This is a genomic window from Paenibacillus sp. EC2-1, assembly GCF_049311625.1.
Taxonomy (GTDB): domain Bacteria; phylum Bacillota; class Bacilli; order Paenibacillales; family Paenibacillaceae; genus Paenibacillus_AQ.
The window spans coordinates 2020052-2042871 of the sequence record NZ_CP186006.1 but is presented as its reverse complement, the minus strand read 5'-3'; the positions used below and the strand labels follow the sequence as shown (position 1 = coordinate 2042871).

29 protein-coding genes are annotated in these 22820 nt (G+C 43.9%); 3 read left to right on the top strand and 26 right to left on the bottom strand.

The genetic code is table 11. The features are described from left to right. Position 1 precedes the first annotated feature (1 nt). From folD to ACK8P5_RS09490, 21 genes are all read right to left on the bottom strand, one after another. Entirely contained in the window at positions 2-859 is an 858-nt protein-coding gene (gene folD, locus ACK8P5_RS09590) for a bifunctional methylenetetrahydrofolate dehydrogenase/methenyltetrahydrofolate cyclohydrolase FolD (RefSeq protein ID WP_422660713.1), read from the bottom strand. A 71-nt stretch (positions 860-930) separates the two neighbouring features. Then, positions 931-1389: a transcription antitermination factor NusB gene (gene nusB, locus ACK8P5_RS09585; RefSeq protein WP_422660712.1), complete on the bottom strand. Its 459-nt coding sequence runs from the start codon at positions 1387-1389 to the stop codon at positions 931-933. A 161-nt stretch (positions 1390-1550) separates the two neighbouring features. Beyond that, the gene (locus ACK8P5_RS09580) at positions 1551-1784 is read right to left on the bottom strand and encodes a DUF2273 domain-containing protein (RefSeq protein ID WP_422660711.1); all 234 of its coding nucleotides are present in this window, start codon (positions 1782-1784) and stop codon (positions 1551-1553) included. A gap of 16 nt (positions 1785-1800) precedes the next feature. Then, complete coding sequence (gene amaP, locus ACK8P5_RS09575; RefSeq protein ID WP_422660710.1) at positions 1801-2340, bottom strand: alkaline shock response membrane anchor protein AmaP; 540 nt, start codon at positions 2338-2340, stop codon at positions 1801-1803. Between the two features lie 67 nt (positions 2341-2407). After that, positions 2408-2821, bottom strand: a complete 414-nt coding sequence (locus ACK8P5_RS09570; protein ID WP_422660709.1) for an Asp23/Gls24 family envelope stress response protein — start codon at positions 2819-2821, stop codon at positions 2408-2410. Positions 2822-2941: 120 nt separating this feature from the next. Beyond that, a complete protein-coding gene (gene accC / locus ACK8P5_RS09565) occupies positions 2942-4285 on the bottom strand; it encodes an acetyl-CoA carboxylase biotin carboxylase subunit (protein WP_422660708.1) in 1344 nt (447 codons plus the stop codon). A 54-nt stretch (positions 4286-4339) separates the two neighbouring features. After that, complete coding sequence (gene accB / locus ACK8P5_RS09560; RefSeq protein ID WP_422660707.1) at positions 4340-4837, bottom strand: acetyl-CoA carboxylase biotin carboxyl carrier protein; 498 nt, start codon at positions 4835-4837, stop codon at positions 4340-4342. Positions 4838-5007: 170 nt separating this feature from the next. Beyond that, positions 5008-5802: a SpoIIIAH-like family protein gene (locus ACK8P5_RS09555; protein ID WP_422660706.1), complete on the bottom strand. Its 795-nt coding sequence runs from the start codon at positions 5800-5802 to the stop codon at positions 5008-5010. A gap of 59 nt (positions 5803-5861) precedes the next feature. After that, positions 5862-6500 carry a stage III sporulation protein AG gene (gene spoIIIAG, locus ACK8P5_RS09550; protein ID WP_422660705.1) on the bottom strand — a complete coding sequence of 213 codons (639 nt, stop codon included), beginning with the start codon at positions 6498-6500 and terminating at the stop codon, positions 5862-5864. A 14-nt stretch (positions 6501-6514) separates the two neighbouring features. Then, positions 6515-7240, bottom strand: coding sequence for a stage III sporulation protein AF (spoIIIAF, locus tag ACK8P5_RS09545; RefSeq protein WP_422660704.1), 726 nt, complete (start codon positions 7238-7240; stop codon positions 6515-6517). A 27-nt stretch (positions 7241-7267) separates the two neighbouring features. Further along, positions 7268-8428 (bottom strand): stage III sporulation protein AE, encoded by a 1161-nt coding sequence (spoIIIAE, locus tag ACK8P5_RS09540; RefSeq protein WP_422660703.1) that lies wholly within the window; start codon positions 8426-8428, stop codon positions 7268-7270. 58 nt (positions 8429-8486) lie between these two features. Continuing rightward, a complete protein-coding gene (gene spoIIIAD, locus ACK8P5_RS09535; protein WP_422660702.1) occupies positions 8487-8876 on the bottom strand; it encodes a stage III sporulation protein AD in 390 nt (129 codons plus the stop codon). Positions 8877-8883: 7 nt separating this feature from the next. Then, positions 8884-9087, bottom strand: a complete 204-nt coding sequence (gene spoIIIAC, locus ACK8P5_RS09530) for a stage III sporulation protein AC (protein ID WP_046680216.1) — start codon at positions 9085-9087, stop codon at positions 8884-8886. A gap of 14 nt (positions 9088-9101) precedes the next feature. Further along, positions 9102-9620, bottom strand: a complete 519-nt coding sequence (gene spoIIIAB, locus ACK8P5_RS09525; RefSeq protein ID WP_422661426.1) for a stage III sporulation protein SpoIIIAB — start codon at positions 9618-9620, stop codon at positions 9102-9104. Then, complete coding sequence (gene spoIIIAA, locus ACK8P5_RS09520) at positions 9613-10611, bottom strand: stage III sporulation protein AA (RefSeq protein WP_422660701.1); 999 nt, start codon at positions 10609-10611, stop codon at positions 9613-9615. The genes spoIIIAB and spoIIIAA overlap by 8 nt, the downstream gene beginning before the upstream one ends. Positions 10612-10697: 86 nt before the next feature. Further along, positions 10698-10964, bottom strand: coding sequence for a YqhV family protein (locus ACK8P5_RS09515; protein ID WP_422660700.1), 267 nt, complete (start codon positions 10962-10964; stop codon positions 10698-10700). A gap of 142 nt (positions 10965-11106) precedes the next feature. Continuing rightward, a complete protein-coding gene (locus tag ACK8P5_RS09510) occupies positions 11107-12360 on the bottom strand; it encodes an aspartate kinase (RefSeq protein WP_422661425.1) in 1254 nt (417 codons plus the stop codon). A gap of 250 nt (positions 12361-12610) precedes the next feature. Beyond that, positions 12611-13168 (bottom strand): elongation factor P, encoded by a 558-nt coding sequence (efp, locus tag ACK8P5_RS09505; RefSeq protein ID WP_422660699.1) that lies wholly within the window; start codon positions 13166-13168, stop codon positions 12611-12613. Between the two features lie 52 nt (positions 13169-13220). Further along, positions 13221-14291, bottom strand: a complete 1071-nt coding sequence (locus ACK8P5_RS09500) for a M24 family metallopeptidase (RefSeq protein WP_422660698.1) — start codon at positions 14289-14291, stop codon at positions 13221-13223. A 40-nt stretch (positions 14292-14331) separates the two neighbouring features. Beyond that, positions 14332-14778, bottom strand: a complete 447-nt coding sequence (aroQ, locus tag ACK8P5_RS09495; protein ID WP_422660697.1) for a type II 3-dehydroquinate dehydratase — start codon at positions 14776-14778, stop codon at positions 14332-14334. Between the two features lie 77 nt (positions 14779-14855). Next, on the bottom strand, positions 14856-15353 hold the full coding sequence (locus ACK8P5_RS09490; RefSeq protein ID WP_422660696.1) for a YqhR family membrane protein: 498 nt from the start codon (positions 15351-15353) through the stop codon (positions 14856-14858). A gap of 169 nt (positions 15354-15522) precedes the next feature. On the opposite strand from ACK8P5_RS09490, the gene ACK8P5_RS09485 reads away from it, so the two are divergent. Continuing rightward, positions 15523-16515 (top strand): DUF1385 domain-containing protein, encoded by a 993-nt coding sequence (locus tag ACK8P5_RS09485; RefSeq protein ID WP_422660695.1) that lies wholly within the window; start codon positions 15523-15525, stop codon positions 16513-16515. 7 nt (positions 16516-16522) lie between these two features. Continuing rightward, positions 16523-16858, top strand: a complete 336-nt coding sequence (locus tag ACK8P5_RS09480; protein ID WP_422660694.1) for a hypothetical protein — start codon at positions 16523-16525, stop codon at positions 16856-16858. A gap of 52 nt (positions 16859-16910) precedes the next feature. Here the strand turns inward: ACK8P5_RS09480 and ACK8P5_RS09475 are convergent, their stop codons facing one another. From ACK8P5_RS09475 to mntR, 3 genes are all read right to left on the bottom strand, one after another. Next, positions 16911-17840 (bottom strand): patatin-like phospholipase family protein, encoded by a 930-nt coding sequence (locus ACK8P5_RS09475; protein WP_422660693.1) that lies wholly within the window; start codon positions 17838-17840, stop codon positions 16911-16913. 77 nt (positions 17841-17917) lie between these two features. Then, entirely contained in the window at positions 17918-19498 is a 1581-nt protein-coding gene (locus tag ACK8P5_RS09470) for a family 10 glycosylhydrolase (protein WP_422660692.1), read from the bottom strand. Positions 19499-19582: 84 nt separating this feature from the next. Next, positions 19583-20008 carry a transcriptional regulator MntR gene (mntR, locus tag ACK8P5_RS09465; protein WP_422660691.1) on the bottom strand — a complete coding sequence of 142 codons (426 nt, stop codon included), beginning with the start codon at positions 20006-20008 and terminating at the stop codon, positions 19583-19585. Between the two features lie 185 nt (positions 20009-20193). Between mntR and splB the strand changes: the two genes are divergently transcribed. Further along, positions 20194-21264 carry a spore photoproduct lyase gene (splB, locus tag ACK8P5_RS09460; protein WP_422660690.1) on the top strand — a complete coding sequence of 357 codons (1071 nt, stop codon included), beginning with the start codon at positions 20194-20196 and terminating at the stop codon, positions 21262-21264. Here the strand turns inward: splB and ACK8P5_RS09455 are convergent. Together ACK8P5_RS09455 and ACK8P5_RS09450 are read right to left on the bottom strand one after the other, a co-directional pair. Beyond that, positions 21261-21974, bottom strand: coding sequence for a cytochrome c biogenesis CcdA family protein (locus ACK8P5_RS09455; RefSeq protein WP_422660689.1), 714 nt, complete (start codon positions 21972-21974; stop codon positions 21261-21263). The two genes, splB and ACK8P5_RS09455, sit on opposite strands and share 4 nt — an antisense overlap. A gap of 12 nt (positions 21975-21986) precedes the next feature. Then, positions 21987-22793 (bottom strand): metal ABC transporter permease, encoded by an 807-nt coding sequence (locus ACK8P5_RS09450; protein WP_422660688.1) that lies wholly within the window; start codon positions 22791-22793, stop codon positions 21987-21989. Between the last annotated feature and the right edge of the window lie 27 nt (positions 22794-22820).

The following is a 22820-nucleotide window of genomic DNA, read 5'->3' as shown; positions in this document are numbered from 1 at the left end:
CTTAGACGAGTCCATTCAGACGCTTCGCAGCCAGCAGCGTGTTCTGCATCAGCATCGTAATTGTCATCGGCCCTACACCGCCTGGAACTGGCGTAATATAGCCCGCTACTTCCCTCGCACTGTCGTAATCCACATCTCCAGCAAGCTTACCGTTTTCTAGACGATTCATACCGACATCAATCACAACAGCTCCAGGTTTAACATAACTTGCATCAATCATCTTGGCTCTGCCGATTGCAACGACTAGAATATCAGCCATACGAGCAATCTCATCCATGTTGGACGTCCGGGAATGACACATCGTTACCGTGGCATTCTCTCTTTGAAGGAGCAGTGATACCGGCTTACCTACAATATTGGAGCGTCCGATCACAACTGCATGTTTCCCAGACATCTCTATACCTGTTCGTTTGATAAGTTCAATAACACCGGCAGGAGTACATGGAAGTAGACTGTCATCACCAATTACAAGGTTACCTACATTAATCGGATGAAAACCATCCACATCTTTTTCAACTGCTATCGCATTTATTACTGCTTTTTCATCAATATGTTTAGGTAGTGGCAGCTGAACGAGAATCCCATGAATATTATCTTGAGCGTTAAGCTTGTCCACGAGAATCAAAATTTCCTCTTGGCTTGCAGTTTCATGCAAACGATGTACTTCCGAGTAAAAACCGAGATCATGACATGCCTTCTCCTTGTTACGCACATAAACATGAGAAGCAGGATCTTCACCGACTAATACCACCGCTAAACCTGGACGAACCCCTTTGCTCAAAAGCTCTTGAACTTCTTGTGAAATCGTTCCCCGAATTTCTTCTGATACCATTTTGCCGCTGATGATTTCTGCTGTCATTTCAACCTCTCCCTTAAACCGAAAGTAATGGTTACACTTGAATTGAATCCATAAGAATTAAGACATCTCCTCTAAGCTTTCTTAAGCTTAGCTTTCACATCGTCCACTTCCTGAAGCATGCGTCCAAGAACACCATTAACGAATTTACCGGATTCATCTGTACCAAAATGTTTAGCAAGTTCAATCGCCTCGTTAACAGCTACCTTTCCTGGCACATCTTCACGGAACGCCAACTCATAAGCAGCGAGACGCAGGATTTGACGGTCTACACGAGACAAACGACTAACCTGCCAGCCTTTCAAATAATGTGTTAACACCGCATCAATGTCTTCTTTAGCCGCCCAGGAACCATTAACAAGCTCAAGTACGATTTCTTTAACTTTCGCTTCGTCACCAATCTCTCGTTCGGTTTCGTTCTCCTCTGCAGCTTCAGAGAGAAGCATAGATACAGCTTCTGCGCTGTCCACCTCGTTCATCTCCATTTGGTACAAACATTGAACTGCAATTTCTCTTAATACACGTCTTTTCATTATGTTCCTCCTGTGGATCCTGTCTGAAATCCATTTTGTGTTTAGTATGATCAAAGAGTAATAATTTACGGCAAAAAAAAACCTGTGAGCGGCTCTCTCCGCAAAAACGGGCGAGATACAGCATGTCTCGGCATTTTTCCGGAGAAAGCATATCACAGGGTTCATTTAAACGGCCGCCAACGCTCAAACAGCCAGCGCCCCCACTCCTGCCAATGAAACAGGGAGCCCTGCTGTAAGTCCCTTCGTTTACCGAAGGTATAACCGATAAATACCACTAATGCAAAGAACAGCATATCCCAAAAACCTGATAATAAATAAATCACACCGCATATAATGCCGCTTATAACACCAAATATACGTCCGCCGTGACTCTCCCACACTTGTTTCCATGGCATTTTGGGAAACTCACCTCTATTCCACTCTGCTCTTGAAGCTCGGTGCCTGTACCACGTTAGCAATATATACGGATACACTTGAAACAGGAATTCCTGTCGTATCCTCAACGAAGTCATGTACCTGCTTCTGGACGTCTGTAGTCAAGGTCGGAATAGATTCCTCACCATCTACCACAGCACGAATAGCAATCTCTAATCCCGATTGGGATACCTTGATACGAGATTTTAGATCCTTAACCCCACGTACTCTTGAGGCAGCCTTAAGACACAGATTCTCTATTGTCTCTACCGAAATTTGGATATCTCCGAATTCAGTTCGCTGATCGATCGAATTCGTAACCGTGCGGTCACGGCGAATGGAGATATAGAAGAAACGAATACTGATCAGAAACAGGACAGCAGCCACAATAATAGCTATTAAGAAGAAACGCTGCTCTTGGGCAAACGTTAATTCATAAGGTATAGCGCCGCTCAAGAGGAGGATGGCAACTACAGAAATCACGCCGATACTTAAGCTGTAAATAAACAGCAAAAGTCTGTCCACTATTTTAGCCACGAACAGCACAGCCTCCTTAAAATTAGATTAAACCCTCGACATATCTGTCGGGGGCTAAGGTATAGCTTTATTTCACTCGCTGAATCATATCAATCTCTTCGTTCTTCTCGGCAGCCTTTACGAAATGAACGTCATGAATATGTACGTTGACTTCCACAACCGTAAGTCCTGTCATATTCTCAATTGAGCGTTTCACGTTACGCTGAATTTCACCAGCTACTTCAGGAAGACGGTGGCCGTATTCCACAATAACGGATACATCTACAGCCGCTTCGCGCTGACCTACCTCAACGGTAACGCCTTTGGACAAGTTCTTACGTCCTAATAATTCAACGATCCCGCCAGCAAATCCACCGCTCATTCCAGCAACGCCCCGCACTTCAACCGTCGCAAGCCCTGCAATAACTTCAATAACTTCCGGAGCGATTTGAATCTGACCAATATCCGTACGATCAAATTCTGTCGGTAAAGAATCTACCATGTCTCAACACACCTTTCAAAATAAGTTTGCGGATGCATAGGACGATACAAGGCATGCGCTTCTTATTATTAAACTTACTATATCATCTGCCCATGCTAATGACAAACGATAAAAAACATATTAAATCTCATTTTCTTCTAGAAACTTAATGTCGAAGTCACCCTTCAAAAAAGTAGGATGATTCATTAGCTTCTGATGGAAAGGTATCGTTGTATAAATTCCCTCAATATCAAATTCCATTAGGGCACGTTTCATTTTGGAAATCGCTTCTTCACGAGTTGGAGCCCACACGATTAGCTTCGCGATCATGGAATCATAATACGGAGAAATTGTATATCCCGGATAAGCCGCACTATCAACACGAACACCCGGACCACCTGGAGGCAGATAAAATTGAATCGTTCCCGGTGCAGGCATAAAGCCCTTATCTGGATTCTCGGCATTAATACGACATTCGATCGACCAGCCGTTAATAACGACTTCTTCTTGTGTAAAGGACAACGGATGACCTTCCGCTACCGATATCATTTCTTTAATGAGATCAACACCGGTAACCATTTCAGTTACTGGGTGCTCAACTTGAATCCGAGTGTTCATCTCCATGAAGTAGAACTGTCCATCGGGTCCTAGCAAAAATTCAAGCGTACCCGCGCCGGAATAATTAACCGCTTCAGCTGCGCGAACAGCCGCCGCTCCCATGCGCTCACGTACTTCTTCAGTCAACACCGGACATGGTGCTTCCTCAACAAGTTTCTGACGACGACGCTGTACTGAACAATCACGTTCGCCCAAATGAACAGCATTCCCGTGCTTGTCAGCAATGATCTGAATTTCAACATGCTTCATGCCAGTTAAAAATTTCTCCAGATATACTCCTGCATTACCGAAAGACTTCTGTGCTTCCTGCTGGGCAGCTGTAATCTGTTTAACGAGTGATTCCTCATCTTCAGCGATCCGTATCCCCTTACCTCCACCACCTGCGGTAGCTTTGATAATGATTGGATATCCTATTTCTTGGGCAACGATAATCGCGTCATTCAAATCCTCAACAAGTCCGTCAGATCCCGGAATAACCGGAACTCCTGCGTCTTTCATCGTCTGCTTAGCTACGGCTTTGTCTCCCATACGTGTAATCGCATCTGCAGAAGGTCCGATAAAAGTAATGTTGCATGATTCACAAATTTCAGCGAAATCTGCATTTTCTGCGAGAAATCCGTATCCTGGGTGAATTGCATCACATTCAGTTAAGGTTGCAACACTCATAATATTAGTAAAGTTCAAGTAGCTGTCTTTCGATAGAGTTGGACCAATGCAATAAGCTTCATCCGCAAGGCGAACATGAAGAGATTCACGGTCTGGCTCCGAATAAACTGCTACCGTAGATATGCCAAGCTCATGGCAAGCTCTGATTATACGAACAGCGATTTCTCCACGGTTCGCGATTAGCACTTTTTGAAATGTCATGCAAGTAACCTCCTTCGGACTCAAGTTAGCTCTGATTCTCTGCGAGTATGGAAATCAATCCGGTCTCACCAAGAAAAGAGGCTGTCCGAATTCGACTAATTGCCCATTTTGGGCTAGTACTTCTACGATTTCTCCCTTGATCTCCGCTTCAAGCTCATTCATAAGCTTCATAGCTTCGATAATGCAAACCGTTGTTTTCTCATCCACTTTATCACCGGAGCTTACAAATGAAGCAGCTTCAGGAGATGGAGAACGATAAAAAGTTCCTACCATGGGAGATACAATTTTATGTAGTGAACTTGATGCATCCGCAGCTGGTGCAGCATTGCTAGCCGTCTCTGGCTGATTTCCTGTAGCAATCGGCTGGGCAGCCTGATATTGAACCTGAGGTGCAGGTATAACCGCTTGTGGAGCTTGCTGGAAGCTAACCACCTCTGGTGTACCAGGTTTCTTAATGGATAAACGTGTACCTTCACTTTCAATTTCTAATTCTTGTACAGTGGTTTGATCCACTAGCTTAATCAGTTCCTTAATCTCGCTTAATTTAAACATGTTAGACTCTCACTCCTTCACTTTCTTAGAAGCCCTACTTCGGACAGTCAGTCAATAGCTTAGAGTATTATATCACAATCCAAAGAAATGGAAAGAGTCCAGAGTTTCCCCGGACTCATTCATATTGTAGGCTGAAGGGAGACAGTATCCTCTATACTCGTTCTCAAATGTTATTGTTTAACGATTTGTACACTTACTTTATCTTGGCTAACCTTCAGTTCGCTCATCACTTTATTTACGATGACAGCTGCTCCTTTGGCATCTAATTGATCACCTAGAACAACAACGTTATATCTATTATTTTCTTCTTTTACCACTGCTTTTTCGTATTGTTGTTGCAGCTCTTCTTCAAGACTTAGAAGGATTTGCTCTCTTTCTTCCAAAGTTTTCAATTGTTCTGTCACTTGAGCTGTCTCTTCTGCAGTGTTCTCTTGATTTCCAAGCTTTGTCATCAACTCATCATACAACTTCATATTTTTATTCGCACGATCGAGCTGATAAGCTTCAATCTTGCTACCTGCTGAATTCGCTTGTGCAGCTACTTCCCCAAGGATATCTTCTTCAGTCTTAGCTGTATCCTCAGTACCTGTTGATTCACCTGCTTTTGCATCACCTTTAGGTTCTTTTGATTCTTTTGGTTCTGTCGTTTTTCCGTTTTCTTTTTCATTCGTTGTTTGATCTTGCTTGCCTTCACTTGAATCCTTCTTGCCTTCATCATTTGCCACACTATCTGTTACTTCACTTGCGCCGGAATCTCCCACCATGCCCTCAGGTGTAACTTCATTCAATACCAATTCATCCATTGTACTTGTAGTTGTTCCTGACTTCTGGTTGCTCGCTTGTGTACTATCCGCAACAGGTGGCGTCGCTTTACCAGAGTCGTCAGTAAACAGGTAATACGCGGAGAGGATGACCATCAGGCTTAACATCGAAACTAACCAAATTGTTTGTCTTTTGTTATTCATTTAGAATACTTCCTCCTTTAAATAAACGCATGAATAACGATCGGCTCGCTATTGATATTCTATTCCTGCTTCCTAGGAACAACGGATATCTTGTAGCTTGGAACGTTGAGACCTCTTTGGACAGCGTCAATAATTAGATTGCGAACTGTCTCATTCTCTGCCCCTTTGGCGACTACCATCACACCGCGTACTTGCGGTTTTACTTTTTTCGTAACGATAGGTGTCTGATCCCCTGCAGAATCATAAGTAACGATCCTTCCGTCTCGAGTGTAGCTTGTTACATGTCGCTTTCCGCCATTAGCATCGTTTTCCTCCGTAAGTTCCTGGGTGTCTTTCACATCGCGCTGCACCACAATCTCTTCTGTCGATTCCACTGTAACCATGACATGCACATCGCCAACCCCAACAATCTGTTCAAGCATGGATTTGGTTCTTTCTTCGAATTCCTGCTCGATCGTCCCAAACTCACTGACTCCGTCTCCAGCAGGTGACTGGACAGACGTTGTCATTGCTGTATCTGGCGGTTCACGGCCAATGTTCTCATTATCGAGCTTCTTTACGTGAACGAAGGAGTTAAACAGCATGATGGCAACGCCAACCAATCCTAAAATAATTAACCAACGGAATGTTTGCATTTTCTTGATTCCGCCAGCACCCCCACCAAGCCAATGCTCAACCTTCTTCAGCCACTTCCCCAACCTCATCACCCCCGTTATAATTTGGTATTTGGGTCACTCCCTAAAGTTTGTACCTCTATTTGATCAGGATTCAAATTCCAACGACTGCTTAAAAGATCCCTTACTGGACCCGCTCTCGCTTCCATGACTTTGTTTGCTTCTATGGAATCTTCCGTCCTGGCTTTGTCGTTCTTGGAACTACTCGAGTTCATCTCCACAGTTACCCGAACATCATCAATCGGCTTTACACCTTTAGATTCGTCTCTTGTTGTTGTTGTCGTATCTGCATTAATACTCGGGTCTTCTGGTTCTCTAAGACTCACTAGAACAGATGTGATCACTGCACTGCCCGTAGCTTCACTAGGTGCGGCTAGAACGACCTTCACCTCACCAACCTGCTCTTTCGTCTCTGCAGCTATTTGATCCTTCATCTGCCTAGCAACCTCTTCTCCAGCCCATTGTAGACTTTGACTCTGTTGTACGTTCTTGAGCTTCTCGGCCTCGGCTAAAATATACTCAAGCTCCGCTTCTTTAGGAAGATCGCTCCCTTTATCCAGTCGCTCAAACTCTTGTGCAAGCTGCTTCTCAGGAGAAACGGTCAGCAAATTGATGACCGGACGAAGCAGGGCCAGGAGGATCAGCATGCTCAGCACTAATCTTGCATAGCGCTGCATTGACTTTCCTGGAAGGATGAGATCGACGAAGGCAGCGAACATGACGATCATAATCACACTTTTTAACCATTCGCCAAGCCACTCCACTTACGATCTCCTCCTTTAAAGTCATCGCTACCTCATCATGACGGTGACATTCGCAGCAGTTAATATGATTGTAATGGCTAGAAAGAACATCATGCTGACCGCTGCCAAAGCTGCAAATACGAATAGCATCGTCTTACCAATCGTTTGCAAGCAAGTGACAATTGGAGAGTCTCCTAGTGGCTGCATGACCGCTCCAGCAACGTTGTAAATGAGCGCCAAGGTGAGTATTTTAATGGCTGGAAAGGCACAAAGGAATAAAATGATAATGACACCGGCAAGTCCAATCGAATTCTTCACAAGCAGTGATGCGGAGATAACGGTGTCTGTCGCATCTGCGAACATTTTACCTACAACCGGCACAAAATTCCCCGTTACATACTTGGCTGTCCGAATCGTCACACCATCTGTTACTGAACTCGTAATACCTTGTACAGAAATGACACCAAGAAATACGGTTAGCAGAACCCCAAGCACTCCCATTCCGATGCCCCTCAGCAGATTCCCAAGTTGTGTCAGCTTGTACTTCTCGGACAGTGAACTTACTAAGTGAAGCAATGCCGAGAAGAATAACAAAGGGAACACGATTGTACTGATTAACGTCCCTACGGTATGAACCATAAATATGATAAGAGGGTGGGTTACTGAAACAGTAACCATATTCCCCATAGAGGCGAGCAGCGCGAACAACAATGGCAACATCGCCATCATAAAATCGATCATCCTGTCGATTGCTTCTCTTGCATATCCGATCGCAATGTTAAAGCTGTTGACTGCTATAACAAGAACGACCATGTAGCAGATCGTGTAAGCCACTTGACTAATCGTGCTTTTTTCGAAGGCTGTCTGTAAATTTTCTAAGATGAGACTCATGATACTTAGCATCACAATTGTAGCTAGCAGCTTGCCGTTGTAGAGCACCTCATGCCACATAAACTTACCAATCGCGGACAGAACGTTCTTTAATCCTAATCCATCGCCCCCTGGAAGCAGCATATCCATCAGTGCAGGGGTCCTACCTTCTGGAAAAAAACCTCCGTAGTCCTTCATCAACTGATCCCAATACTGCTCAACCTGACTTGTGGGAAGCTCTTTCGTCTGCTCTTCAATAAATTGATCAGCAGGTGAGTCTGCACTGACCGTACAGCAGCCTAAACCAGTTATCATAAGTACAAACAGGGCCAGCAGCATTCTGATTAGGGGCCTCCTGCAATTATGCAGTCGCTCATTCATGTCATCCCCCGCTTTCTCAAGCCGGCAGGAGCTTCAAAACCGTTTCGATAATGATGCTGATGATCGGCACAGCGAGAACAAGAATCAGTACTTTTCCCGCCATTTCAATTTTGGAGGCAATGGATTCTTGTCCAGCATCTCTTACGACCTGTGCCCCCATTTCGGCAATGTAAGCTATCCCTATTATTTTCAGTACCGTTTTCAGGTAAATCATCTGCACACCGGAGCTCTCTGCAAGGTTCTCCAGCATCTGAATGACATTCCCAATCTTCCCAACAAGGAACAAAAAGATCATTACACTTGCTGCTACTGCGATGAGAAAGGCGAAAAGTGGTTTCTGTTCCTTGACAACCAGTATGAGTATGGTGGCTAATAAGCCAAAACCTACGACTTGGATGATTTCCATTGTCCACCTACTGAAAGAGGAATATCGTTTTTATTTCCTGGAGTAAATCATCCAGCAGCCGCACAACCATAAACAGGACTACAACAAACCCGATGAGCGTAACCCAGTGAGCCATATCCTCTTTTCCCATTTGTTTCAGCACAGTATGGATCATCGCAATGATGATGCCGATGCCTGCAATCTGGAAAATGGCATTCACTTCTATATTCATTCCTTGGCACCTCGCTAAAAGATCAAAATGACGATCAACGCTCCAACAAGCAGTCCCAAGCTTTTGCTCATTTTTTCATACTTCGCTTGGTCCTCTCTAGCCGCAGCTTCCTCATGTTTGAGCTGGCTAGCAGTGAGTGCAATATGCTTCATTTGATCCTGCCGGTCGCTGGTGCCAAGTACACCACTTAGCTGCTCCAACGCATCCCGTTCGGCGGATTTCATGCTAGTTCGTCTCCAATAAGCATCTAATGCTCTTCGTATGCTATCTTGAGCAGATAGACCATATTCAGGACTCATATACCTCGCTGCAGCTGTAAATAATGATTTTAGTGGCTCACGCAGACCGTTACCAATTCTCTGAAGAGCCTCGGGTAAAGGAGTAAATCCGTAGCTTATCTCTGTCTCTAACCTTTGTAGAGCTAAGATGAGTTCACGAATCTGTCTGGGCCTTGCCGCAAACTGCTGGGCTTGAAAGAATCCTGCTAATGTTCCAGCGACTAGCACAATCGCCGCCCCGATCAATTTAAGCAAATGCATCACCATCCAATCGACTACCCCTTGTTGTCTGCAGTGTACGCTGTCCACTATCGTGAAGTCTGAATGATCTCTCATCCCCAGAACGTGTTAGCACGGCATACATTTCAAACATCTGGTTATCTACTAGAGCAGCCAGTGCAGGCCGTCCCCTCATATCCTGGAGAGAGGAACCATGTGCTGTTGCAATGACACTGATTCCAGCATGAAGTGCCTCTATGACAGCTTCTGCATCCTCTGGTCGGCCAATCTCGTCCACAATTAATACATCTGGAGACATCGAACGCAGCATCATCATCATGCCTTCTGCTTTCGGACAACCGTCTAGCACATCCGTTCTCGGACCGACATCAAACCCAGGTACACCGCGCTTGCAGCCAGCAATTTCAGAACGCTCATCAACAATCCCAACCTTTAGCCCTGGCCAGTGAACGTTCGATCTTCCCCATAAGCCTGAGCTAACCTGCCTAGCCAAGTCACGAACAAGAGTTGTCTTTCCATGTTGAGGTGGTGACATGATGAGTGTGTGGAACAATCTTTTCCGCTTGATATCAAGCAGGTATGGTAATATCTCGTCTGCTGCTCCTCTTATCTCTTTAGCAATTCTGACATTAAACCCGCTGATATCCCGGATGTGTTCAACTCTTCCACCACTAAGCACGGTTCGTCCAGTCAGACCGATCCGATGTCCCCCAGGTATTGTGATGAATCCTTTTCTGAGTTCTTCTTCCATCGTGTAGAGAGAGTGATTACTTATCAGATCCAGCAGTCTGTGACCATCTTCCCGGCTCGGCTTGTACGCTTCTTGAGGCCTTTGAGTCAGCTCTCCGTCAGGACTCACGAAGTGAAATTTGCCTCCTGCATTTATTTCTAGCGGACGGTCCTCACGAATCCGAACTTCTTCCAACCTTTCAAGAACACCTTTCGGCAGATGTAGCAGAAGCCGTTTTACGTTTTCGGGAAACAGCTCCAACCAATTCATTATCATTTCAATTTCCCCCAAGCTGTCCTTTTCTTGAAGTACTTCTTATTCACATATGTATGCTTGTACTCCGAATTTATGCAGCGAATCTATCATTTTTTTAATATCCCGTATAAAAGAAATGCGACACCGCACAATACCCAGCCTATCTTTCCCCAAGACAACTTATCAGCCATGCCTACAAGACCGATTGTTGTTGTTAAAATCAGAATAAGAGGACCTGTAAAAGCCAGTGCTGAATTAACCGCAAGCGCCTTGTCGACTTGGTTGAGTCTGAGCATGATTAGCGCAGCTATGATCTCTAAACTACCAGAGAAGATCCGAAGTGACGCCATCCCAGCTACAAACTTGTCCAACATGCTGAAACCTCCTTTTTTACGTGATGTGATAAAATATGCATCCCTCTCTTGATTTATCTCTACTTTTTTTAATTCTCATAGAAAAAGAACGCAAAAAATCCTGGCCTATGAAAGACCAGGATTTAACGATAGTTTATGTTGTTTATCTACGATCTTGTGGTCCACCAACCATTGCCTGTTGATCTGTATCCAGACCGTAAGCCGTGTGAAGAGCTTGAACAACTTTTTGTAGGTTGGACCCTTCAATGACACAAGACACTTTAATTTCAGATGTACTAACCATCTTGATGCTGACATCTTCTTTCGAGATCACTTCAAACATTTGTGCAGCTACACCAGGGTGGCTGACCATACCAGCACCAACGATGGATACTTTCACCAAGTTATCCTCTGATGTCACATCACGGAAAGGAAGATCGTTACGAATACCATGAATGACAGAAAGTGCACGCTCACGATCGCTGAGAGACACGGTAAAGGAGAAATCAGCCTCACCATTCATTACACCACTTTGAACGATAATATCTACATCAATGCCTTCTTTAGCTAGTTCGCCGAACATCTTAGCCAAGACACCCGGATAATCGCCTACTCCCAAAATACTGATTCTCGCAACGTTCTTATCGTAAGCAATACCACTTACAACTACACCTTGTTCCATGCTTGCTTCCTCCTTAACAACCGTACCTTCGTTATAATTAAAGCTGGATCTGACAACAAGCTTAACTTGGTTATGCTTCGCATACTCTACAGCACGAGGATGCAAAACAGCAGCACCAAGATTCGCAAGCTCCAGCATTTCATCATAGGAAATCTCTTTCAGCTTACGCGCACATTTCACTACACGTGGATCTGTCGAATAGATACCATCCACATCCGTATAGATTTCACATACGTCTGCATTAATAGCTGCCGCGAGTGCAACAGCTGTTGTATCGGAGCCGCCACGACCGAGTGTTGTGATCTCGCCGTCGTCTGACATCCCTTGGAAGCCTGCAACGATGACAATCTTCCCCTCATCCAGCGCTCTGTTCACACGAATGGGAGAGATATCCGTAATTCTAGCCTTGCCATGCACCGGCTCCGTACGGAAACCAGCCTGCCAACCCGTATATGATACCGCCTCACGTCCTAAGCCATGAATAGCCATTGACAGCAGGGACATCGAAATCTGTTCACCTGTTGTCATTAACATATCCATCTCACGAGCCGGAGGATTTGGATTCAATACTTTAGATTGGTCGATTAAATCATCCGTTGTATCTCCCATTGCCGATACAACAACTACACATTGGTGACCTTCATCTTGCTTCTCAACGATTCTTCGGGCGACGCGCTGCATCCGTTCCGTATCCCCTACAGAACTGCCTCCGAATTTCATGACATACAGTGACAACGCTTCCTTCACTCCCCACTAGTTATTCAATTATGTATCTTTTGGTTTCTCGCTTTAAAACAGTATAATACGAAAATGCTTGGTTGCGTCAAGAATTTTCAGATAACATCTGAAAATTCGACAAAAAACATATAGATATCATGCATTATAACTATTTTTATAACTATATTGGAAAAAAAGTCCACAAAAAAAACTGCCTCAACAGTTAATTCCATCTGTTGAGGCAGTTCCTTAGCATTTCCTATGCAGACTACGCGCGGGAAATATATTTACCTTCACGAGTATCGACCAGAAGAACATCCTCTTCATTAATAAACAGAGGAACTTGTACGTTCAGTCCAGTTTCAACTTTAGCTGTTTTTGTAGCACCTTGAGCCGTATTTCCTTTAACGCCTGGCTCTGTTTCTACAACTTTCAATTCAACGCTGTTAGGCAGGTTGATCCCAAGGATCTCCCCTTGATAGCTGATGATGTTAACGTTCATGTTCTCTTTCAAGAAGTTCAGTTCCCACTCCAGCTGCTCGCTAGTCAAGCTGAACTGATCATAAGTTTCGTTATCCATGAATACATGCTCTTGACCACTAGCATACAGATATTGAACTCCACGGTTCTCAATCTGTGCACGACCAATCGTTTCACCAGCACGGAATGTTTTCTCTACGGTATTACCGTTACGAAGGTTCTTCAATTTGGAACGAACAAACGCAGCACCCTTACCTGGTTTAACGTGCTGGAAATCCAAAACGGTAAAAATATCTCCATCCACTTCTACGGTTAATCCTGTTTTAAAATCGTTGACTGAAATCATTCGATTCCCTCCTAAAATAAGTTCATTGATGTCTTTACAAGTTGTTTTGTTTCTAAAGAACGGTGTACTTTTTGCTTGAGCTTGTCAAAATATGAATACCCGTTTCGGTAATCACAATATCATCCTCAATGCGAACTCCGCCAAGCCCTGGCAAATAAATACCTGGCTCAACTGTAACAACCATACCAGGCTTAAGCACATCGTCGCTAGCCTTGGATAATCTAGGAGATTCATGAACCTCCATACCAAGACCGTGACCTGTGCTGTGGCCAAAGTACTCGCCGTATCCATACTTTGTTATAATATCGCGGCACAACGCATCAGCTTCGCGTCCAGTCATACCAGGTTTGATATGATCGAGCGCATGCAGTTGAGCTTCAAGAACAATATCATAGATTTCCTTTAATTTCGGATCAGGTGTACCGATCGCAATGGTTCTTGTTAGATCCGAGCAATATCCGTCCAGAAGAGCACCGAAATCAAATGTGATAAATTCATTGCCTTGGATGACTCGTTCACTAGCTACACCATGAGGCAAGGCTGAACGCTCACCTGATGCAACAATCGTATCAAACGAAGACGAGGTCGCACCGTGACTGCGCATGAACATTTCCATCTGAAGATCGATTTCCCGTTCGGTCTTACCTGTACCCACAATATTTAAGAGATGACTGAAGGTTGCATCTGCGAGGTCAGCAGCACGCTGCATCACTTGCAGTTCCTCATGATCCTTAAATATACGAAGTTGTTCTACAAGACCTGAAACCGGCACTAGACTTACCGGCTTAAGCTGTTCCGTATAGCTGGTAAACACCGCATATGTAACATGCTCTTGCTCAAATCCAAGGGACGTAATTCCCTCAGATGCTAGTAGTTCTTTTACCGTGTCCATCAATTTAGGTCCATGCTCAACGACTTGGAAACCAATCGCTTGCTCCGGAGCCTGCGTCATGTAACGAAAATCAGTCAGGAGGTAAGATTGATCGCGAGTAATAAGTACATACCCAGCTGACCCAGTAAAGCCGGTCAAATAGCGTCGGTTGATCGGACTTGCTACTAGCATTGCCGACAGTCCTTGTTCCTGTAACTTTACACGCAATTGTTCAACCCGTTTGTTAGCCATTTACTTCAGTCTCCTCTCCCGTTCAAAACAAAACATTACTTTACGAATTCGGCTGCTCCAATACATCCAAAAGTGCATGTATACCTAGCTCATAACTGGTAGCACTAAACCCAGAGATCTGACCCACACACACCGGCGCAATGACCGAGGTATGACGGAAAGCTTCTCTAGCATGAATGTTAGAAAGATGCACTTCAACAGTAGGAACTTTCACAGAGCTTATCGCATCGCGAACCGCATAGCTGTAATGAGTTAGTGCACCAGGATTTAATAAAATCCCCTCTGCCTGTCCCATGGCCTCGTGAATCCGATCAATAATGGCACCCTCATGATTCGATTGAAAGAAGGTAATTTCAATTCCGGCATTGTCTGCCACCTTGCGTAAACGATCTTCAATAGCCTGCAGGCTAAGCGAACCATAGATCCCCGGCTCACGGATGCCTAGCAAGTTCAAGTTCGGTCCGTTAATCACCCATATGGATTTCATGGGGTTCCCCACCTTTTCGTCAAATAACCAAATGCTATTTTACCATAGGCGGTATCTTCTTGAGAAGTTTTTTTGCATCAGCTCAATGCTTCTTCTGGTTCGCGTGTTTTCTCATCCGTGTATTCCTCTGCTGTTGTATAGCCAATAAACAATCCCCACAGCAAAAACAAGCAAGCTTCCGATATGTGAGTATCCCAAGAGAGTTGTTTCATAGGCGGACTCATATTCAGCAGCGGTGCGATCACAATCATAAGCACAACCCACCATACAACTCCATAAGCAATCCCAGGCCAGGGCCCTTTAGCTCTGCGGAATACATACACATATAACAACGACGCAATGATAGACAATCCAATAAAAGATAGCCAGCCAGCTACTTGCCCTGCCGTGCTCTCTAGAAAAGAATGTTTAAAAAACGGCTCTAACAAAAAACCAGGAAGTATGGAGCTAAAGTGGAATGCATAAAAAATCCAACGGATACCTCCCCAGATAAACCCAGCGTAGAATCCTAGCTCCAACGCGAAGAAAAATCGATTGGTATGGATTCTCTGTGATTGTTTATGTGATTGACTCATACTTACCAGAGCTCCTCTCAGTGGTATTAGATTTCATGTTAAATTTAGAAGCTTCTTCTAATGTCATTATTATGCTCCGTTCTTGAAAGCCTAATCCAACTAGAAATTACTTCAAAAATTCGATACAATAGGATTAAAGTTCTTACTATTAGACAGGAAGGTGAAATGGTTGTCCCAAAAATCAGCTCCGGTTAGCTACGGTGGTCAAGCTGTTATTGAAGGCGTTATGTTCGGCGGAAAGCATGTCAACGTCACAGCTGTACGGAGAAAAAACCACGAAATTAAGTTTCTAGAGGTGCCGCGTGAAGACAAGTCCTGGATTCGTAAGTTACGTAAAATTCCGCTTCTTCGCGGCATCGTCAGCCTTATAGATTCGAGTATTAAGGGCTCCAAACATCTGAATTTTTCGGCAGATGCCTATGCTGATGATACTCTTGAACCAGAGGAACGTGCGCAGCAGAAAGAAAAGGAAGAGTCCGGCTGGAGTCTAAGCATGATTATTGGCGTTGCGGCAGTCAGCGTATTATCTTTCATATTTGGTAAGCTATTGTTCACACTTGTTCCTGTATTTGTAGAAGATTTTTTGTTCGGTGACTCATTTCAAAGTAAAACACTTCATAATCTGGTAGAAGGCGTAATCAAACTGCTTCTGCTTCTCGCCTACCTGTGGGGGATTTCTCTTACGCCTGTCATCAAGCGTCTATTCCAATACCACGGTGCGGAGCATAAAGTAATATCAGCATTTGAAGCTGGCGAAGAGTTAACCGTTAAGAATGTACAAAAGTACACTCGCCTTCATTACCGCTGCGGTAGCAGTTTTATGATGCTCACCATTGTTCTTGGCGTCGTGATTTACTCTGTCCTTCATTGGGATACCATGACAGAGCGGATCATCCAGAGGATTGCTCTTCTGCCGGTTGTGCTAGGCTTATCCTTTGAGTTCTTGAAGCTTACGAATTCACTTAGAGACGTGCCTGTACTCCGATATTTGGGTTATCCTGGACTTTGGCTTCAACTCTTGACAACAAAAGAACCAAGCGATGATCAAGTGGAAGTATCCATTGCCTCCTTCAATCGGATGCGTGAACTGGATGCTCAATATGAAAAGGTATCAGTTCAACAGCCTCTGGCAGGAAGTGTTTTGGATCCCGCGAAAGGATGAGTAAGCCATGAAAAGGCTGAGAATTCAATACATTGTATTTTGGATTATGATTGCACTAGCTGTATTAGGAATTGTGAGAAACTTGTTCTCTCCTGTTTTTTTGATTCCGCTGGCCGTTATTGGCATCGTATTCCTGCTGTATAAGTTCCCACCAACTCGTTATCGCACAGCGAAACGGCCTAAAGTAAAACCTTCAAAGAGAACCGCAGCAAAAATGGCAGCGAAGCCTAATGGCATTCGTAAAAGCAGCTCACCAACCAAACGTAAGCAATATCCATTTCAAGTGATCGACGGTCAAAAAGGAAAGAATGACTCGTCTGATGACTTGCCAAAATATCATTAAAAAAACCGTCCAGTCAGCGCTTAGCGCTTACTTGGGCGGTTTTTTTCGAAGATTAATGACCACAATCTGGCTTCCAAGAAGAAAAGAATGCTTTCCCGGCTGACAATCCCGATTCATACAGGCTCATACTCTCCTCTAATGTTAAATTGAAATGCGTTGTACTGATACCAAGCGTAGGAATCTTAATCGTACGCTCCCGATTGTGCTGCTCAATATATCGTTCATCATGTGCAGACAACATGGTTTCAACCATCGCTGTCAACATACTAAACGCACCATCAATCTGATGAGGTTCGTTCTTATTCTTCCCCACCATTTGGAACCCAACAACAGGAAGCGAACTTGGACCTTCTTTGGAGTGTAGATCAAATAGCCACAGAGGAAAGTTACTAAGCAGTCCACCATCCACAATGTAAACAAACTGCTCACTGAAGGATTTGCCTCGGGCGGGTGCACCGATTAAACGTAATATGACAGGGTCAAAAAAATAAGGAATACTACAGCTCATTCGCACTGCCTTGGCTACTGGAAATGTAAGTGGATTAATCCCATATTGCCGAAGATCATCCGGAAGGACGAGCAGCTTGCTATTGGTAATATCCGAAGCCACTATATGCAGCTTTCCAGCAGGAATATCAGAGAAAGTAAAGATTCCTTTATCCAGTAATATTTGACGAACCCAATTCTCAAGCGCCTCCCCAGAGTATAGACCTTTCTTAATCAACACTCGAAGTGCAGGCCCAACCACCCGAGCATTAAAGATTGGTGCTCGCTTCAGCAAAGATTGAAACGGTGTCTCTTCGATAATCTTTTTCATTTCATCTGCCGTATAGCCTGCTGCAAGAACTGCCGCAATTATGGATCCTGATGATGTACCAGCCACTCTACTGAAATGTACACCAGCCAATTCTGCTGCTTTCACAGCTCCTGCTAGTGAGATTCCTTTGACTCCTCCACCTTCAAATACGGCATTGATGTGCATAAATAAATCCCCCGCTCACATGGTCTACTGACTATGTATGTAAGCGGGGGATCATTCATTCCTCTAGGACTTGCGTTTTAGGATTGATAATATAATTTCAATTGATCAAGTAAGCCTAGAGGATTGTTTATTAAGTTTTTAGCTCTAAAAAAGATACTTCCACCAATTTCGCTGTATTGTTCATTATATTTTAATTGAGCAATAATCTCAGATGCACTTTGCCAACTCTTCTCTTGAGTGAGATCGCCAACCTTATACGCAGCGTGACCGATTAATAGATCTACTGTGGTACCACTGACTTCTTTTACCCACCAGTCTACAAGCTTGTCATAATCCGCGGGCGCATAATTCATGCTCCAATAGATCTGTGGTGCCACATAGTCTATCCATCCGTTCTGAATCCATGTCCGTACATCAGCATACATACTATCGTAAGCCGTCACTCCAGCAGCGGTATCTGACCCACTTGGATCTACCGACTTATTCCGCCATACACCGAATGGACTAATACCGAACTCAACATTTGGTTTAGCTAGGTGGATACGTTCTCCAAGCATCTGCACAAATGTGTTGATGTTCGCTCTGCGCCAATCCCCAACGTTCTTGTATTTTCCAATATTGTACAACTTATAAGCGGCTGAATCATTAATCGTTGTGTTCGAAGGATAGAAATAGTCATCCAGATGTATTCCATCAATGTCATACCCATTTACAACTTCCATAATTGTATCAATGATGTGCTGACGAGCTTCTGGGATACCAGGATTGATCATCAATTGGTTGTTAACCTTGATCATCCATTCAGGATATAACAGAGCAACATGATTAGGAGCTAGTGTAGCCGTTGATAAATCGGAGTTCGCTCGAAATGGATTGAACCAAGCGTGAAACTCCATTCCTCTTCGGTGGGTTTCCTCTACCATGAATGCTAATGGATCATATCCAGGGTCAACACCTTGCTTACCCGTAAGCACCTTAGACCACGGAACTAATGCTGATGGATATAACGCATCCCCAGCAGGACGAACTTGAACGAACACGGCATTGATCCCGGTATCCTGTAGCTTATCAAGTAGCGCTGTATACTCTTGTTGCTGCTTCAGCATGTTGTTCTTGGTCGTTGGCCAATCCAGATTAAATACTGTAGAGATCCATGCACCACGCACCTTATTGTCATTGTGTACAGGTGGATTCTCAGGCTCTAGTGGAGGAATAATCTGTACACTAGTTAGCGTAATTTGCTGTGCAGCCTGATTCCAGTTTACAGTCAAACCAAGGTTTTCACTAATAAACCGAAGAGGCACCATCACTCTGCCATTTTTGATCTGAACAGAGGCATCCAAAGGAATAGAAATGCCATTGACTAGAGCGGTGCTTCGCCCAGAAGTCATTGCAAGTTTTGAGCCATCTTTCGAAACCGTTACTGTTTTTTCTTTTTGATTCCAATGAACCGATGCCCCGAGTCCCTCACTTATTACACGGGTAGGGACCATCGTCACGTTTACCTTGGACAATATGTATGGTGAAATATCGCTGTTTAATTTTTGTCCATCCAGAATAATGCTAATCTCTGGGCTTTTGGCCTGGGCAGGGGGGGCAAAGGACGGGAGACATAGTACTGATATGAACAACAAAAGCAACCATCTACGAAACTTCATTCCACATATCCTCCAGCATTGATAGATTTGCAGGTAAACATACAAAAGCAAAAAAGCATCTGTCACCAGCGGACAGATGCCCTGTTAAGATTCGCTGACTAATTCGTTATGAATGTCACGTAATTCCTGAATGCGATTTTCATCTCGCTTGAAAAATTCAACGAGCGTTTCAATTCGAGTAATGGAATCCCAACTTAAATGATGCTCGATTCCTTCAACATCCTTGTAAATATTCTCTTCAAGAACACCAATTAATCCGAGGAACTCTTCCAGAAGCTGATGTCGTGCCATTAACCGCTTGCCCATCTTCTTACCTTTACTCGTAAGCACGAGACCACGGTATTTCTCGTAAATCAAATATTCATCTTTATCAAGCTTCTGAATCATTTTCGTGACGGATGAGGGATGTACTTCCAAGCCTTCGGCAATATCCGAAACGCGCGCATATCCCTTCTCGTCGATCAGCTTGTAGATGCGCTCCAAATAATCCTCCATACTGGGTGTCGGCATCTTTTTCCCTCTTTTCTAAAAATTACGTCTTACTAAAAAAACCATATTACCTGCACATGTTATGATACATGTTTCAGAGAGTACTTGGCAAGTCCTGGCCCGATTCCTTCGAATAATTGGCACGTGTTGAACCACTTATGTGAGAGCAGACTAAATGTACCTCTGAGTTGAAAGGATGGCTTGCCGTGACGGTAAAAACAATCGAACGCCCTGCTCGCTCTTTAAAGAGTACTAAAGCTTTTATTCCAGACCTTGTTTATTTTGAACCAGGCGCTTTAGAGTATCCAAAAGGTAAAGAAATTATGGAGTTTGTTAAAGCAAGAGGGATTGAGCATCGTATGACGACATCCCACAATCGTATTACAAATCTCCCGGGTGAAACCGAGCAAGAAAAATACCGGATTGCAAAGCGAACTCTTGTTGTGGGTGTGCGAAAAACATTAAAATTCGATCAATCAAAGCCTTCAGCAGACTATGCCATTCCTATTTCTACAGGTTGCATGGGTCATTGCCATTATTGTTACTTGCAGACAACACTCGGGGCTAAACCTTACATTCGTGTTTATGTTAACACGGAGGATATTCTTCGCACAGCTAAGCAATATATCGAGGAACGAGCACCTGAAATAACAACATTTGAAGCGGCTTGTACTTCGGATCCTGTAGGGCTTGAGCACATTACCCACTCCCTTCAAGAATTAATTACATTCATGGCAGGTGAAGAGTTCGGCCGATTAAGGTTCGTCACCAAGTTTCATCATGTTGGTCCTTTGCTTGATCTTAAGCATAATAATCATACAAGAATTCGATTCAGCATCAATGCTGACTATGTCATTCGTCAATTTGAACCAGCCACTTCCCGGTTCGATGAACGCATTGAGGCCGCTGCTAAGATCGCTCACGCTGGATATCCACTAGGATTCATCATAGCTCCAATTATATGGTATGACGGCTGGGAAAAGGGCTATGCTGAGCTTCTAGAGCGCCTGGCAATGAAACTGCCGAAAGATGCAACAGATGGTTTAACCTTTGAAATGATTCAACACCGTTTCACCAAAACAGCCAAAAATCTAATCGAACAAAGATATCCGAAATCTAAGCTGGAAATGGATATTGCAAAGCGTAAACAAAAGTGGGGCCGCTGGGGACAATATAAATATGTATATCCCCAAGAACAACAAACCGCCCTGCGCGAATTCATCACAGAGCGGATCTTTGAACATTTCCCTAAAGCTAAGATTGATTACTTCACTTAAAATTTCAACCAATCTGGAGTCAAAGACTGCAGCCAGATTGTGATTTTGAACATTTGATTCGTGAAGAGCAGAATCCCCATAATAATCATAAGCACGCCACCAATCTTCATTAAGACACTTGAATATTTCAAGATCCAGCGAGTAGAGCCGATGAAGAATGCAAGTACGAAGAATGGAACGGCAAAGCCTAAAGAGTATGATGTGATTAAAGGGAACCATGTCCCTGGTTCAGTAGCAGCAAGCGCTATAATAGCCATAAGAATTGGGCCAACACAAGGTGACCACCCTGCAGCGAACCCTATGCCAAACAAAAATGTGCCTATGTATCCGGTCGGCTTTGATTTGAAATCAAATTTCCGGTCTTTCATTAGAAATCTTGGTTGAAAAATTCCTACAAGCATCAAACCCATTAAAATGATTAAAAGAGCAGAAAGCTGTCTAATTAAATCCTGGTATTCTATAAATATTTCACCAAATATTCCAGCTCCCCAGCCAAGTGAATAATAAACAGCAGAGAACCCAAGGATGAACGCAAGCGTATGCGTAAGTGTACGCGTGCGCACCTCCTTCCGGTTCTGTTCTGTCTTAAGTTCATTTACAGACATCCCTGTAATAATAGACAAGTAAGACGGGTATAACGGCAGACAGCATGGAGATATAAAAGAAGCCAGACCCGCGGCGAACGCAATACCGACATTAATATCAGCCAATCTTCTCCCCCTTTATGTTGTAAAACCCTTTTTACCAAGCAACGTTACTACAAGTAAAGCAATTAATAGTAAAACAATAGTCGCTCCCGGTGCTAAGTTGAACCCTCCCGCCAGTATAAGACCTCCTATAACAGCAATCTCCGAAATGATAACCGAGAGAATCACAGAGGATTTAAAGCTTCTTGCCACAAGCAAGCTAATCGCCACTGGAATCGTCAACAGGGCTGATACAAGCAGGGCGCCTACTATCTTAATCGCGGTACTCACCACAAGCGCTGTTAGCACAGTGATCAGCATATTCATCAGTTTAACTGGTAAACCACTCACACTTGCTGCATCTTCCTCAAAGCTAAGCAGAAAGAACTCTTTGAAGAACAGGCTCACAACTACGATAACGATTATTGTAACTCCGCCTACCATGTATAGATCTGTCGTATCAAGTGTGTAGATGCTTCCAAATAAATAACTCATCACATCGGTATTATAACCCATTCCTAATGTGAAAAAGAGAGATGCCAGTGCAACCCCACCGGACATAATAATGGCGATCGATAGTTCGGCATAACTTTTGTAAGCTTTTCTAAGCTTCTCTATCGCGAATGAAGCTAGCACGGCAAATACAAGTCCCGCAGCCAGCGGATATACTTCAATAAGAAAACCGAGAGCCACACCTGCAATTGTTACATGGGAGAGTGTATCCCCAATCATGGACAATCTTCGCAGCACCAAAAAGATACCAATCAGCGGCGCTGTAACACCGATGAGAATACCGCCGAGGAGTGCCCGCTGAAAAAAATCACTTTGTATTATATCAAGCAATGAAAACGTCTCCTTCGCAGCTTTAAC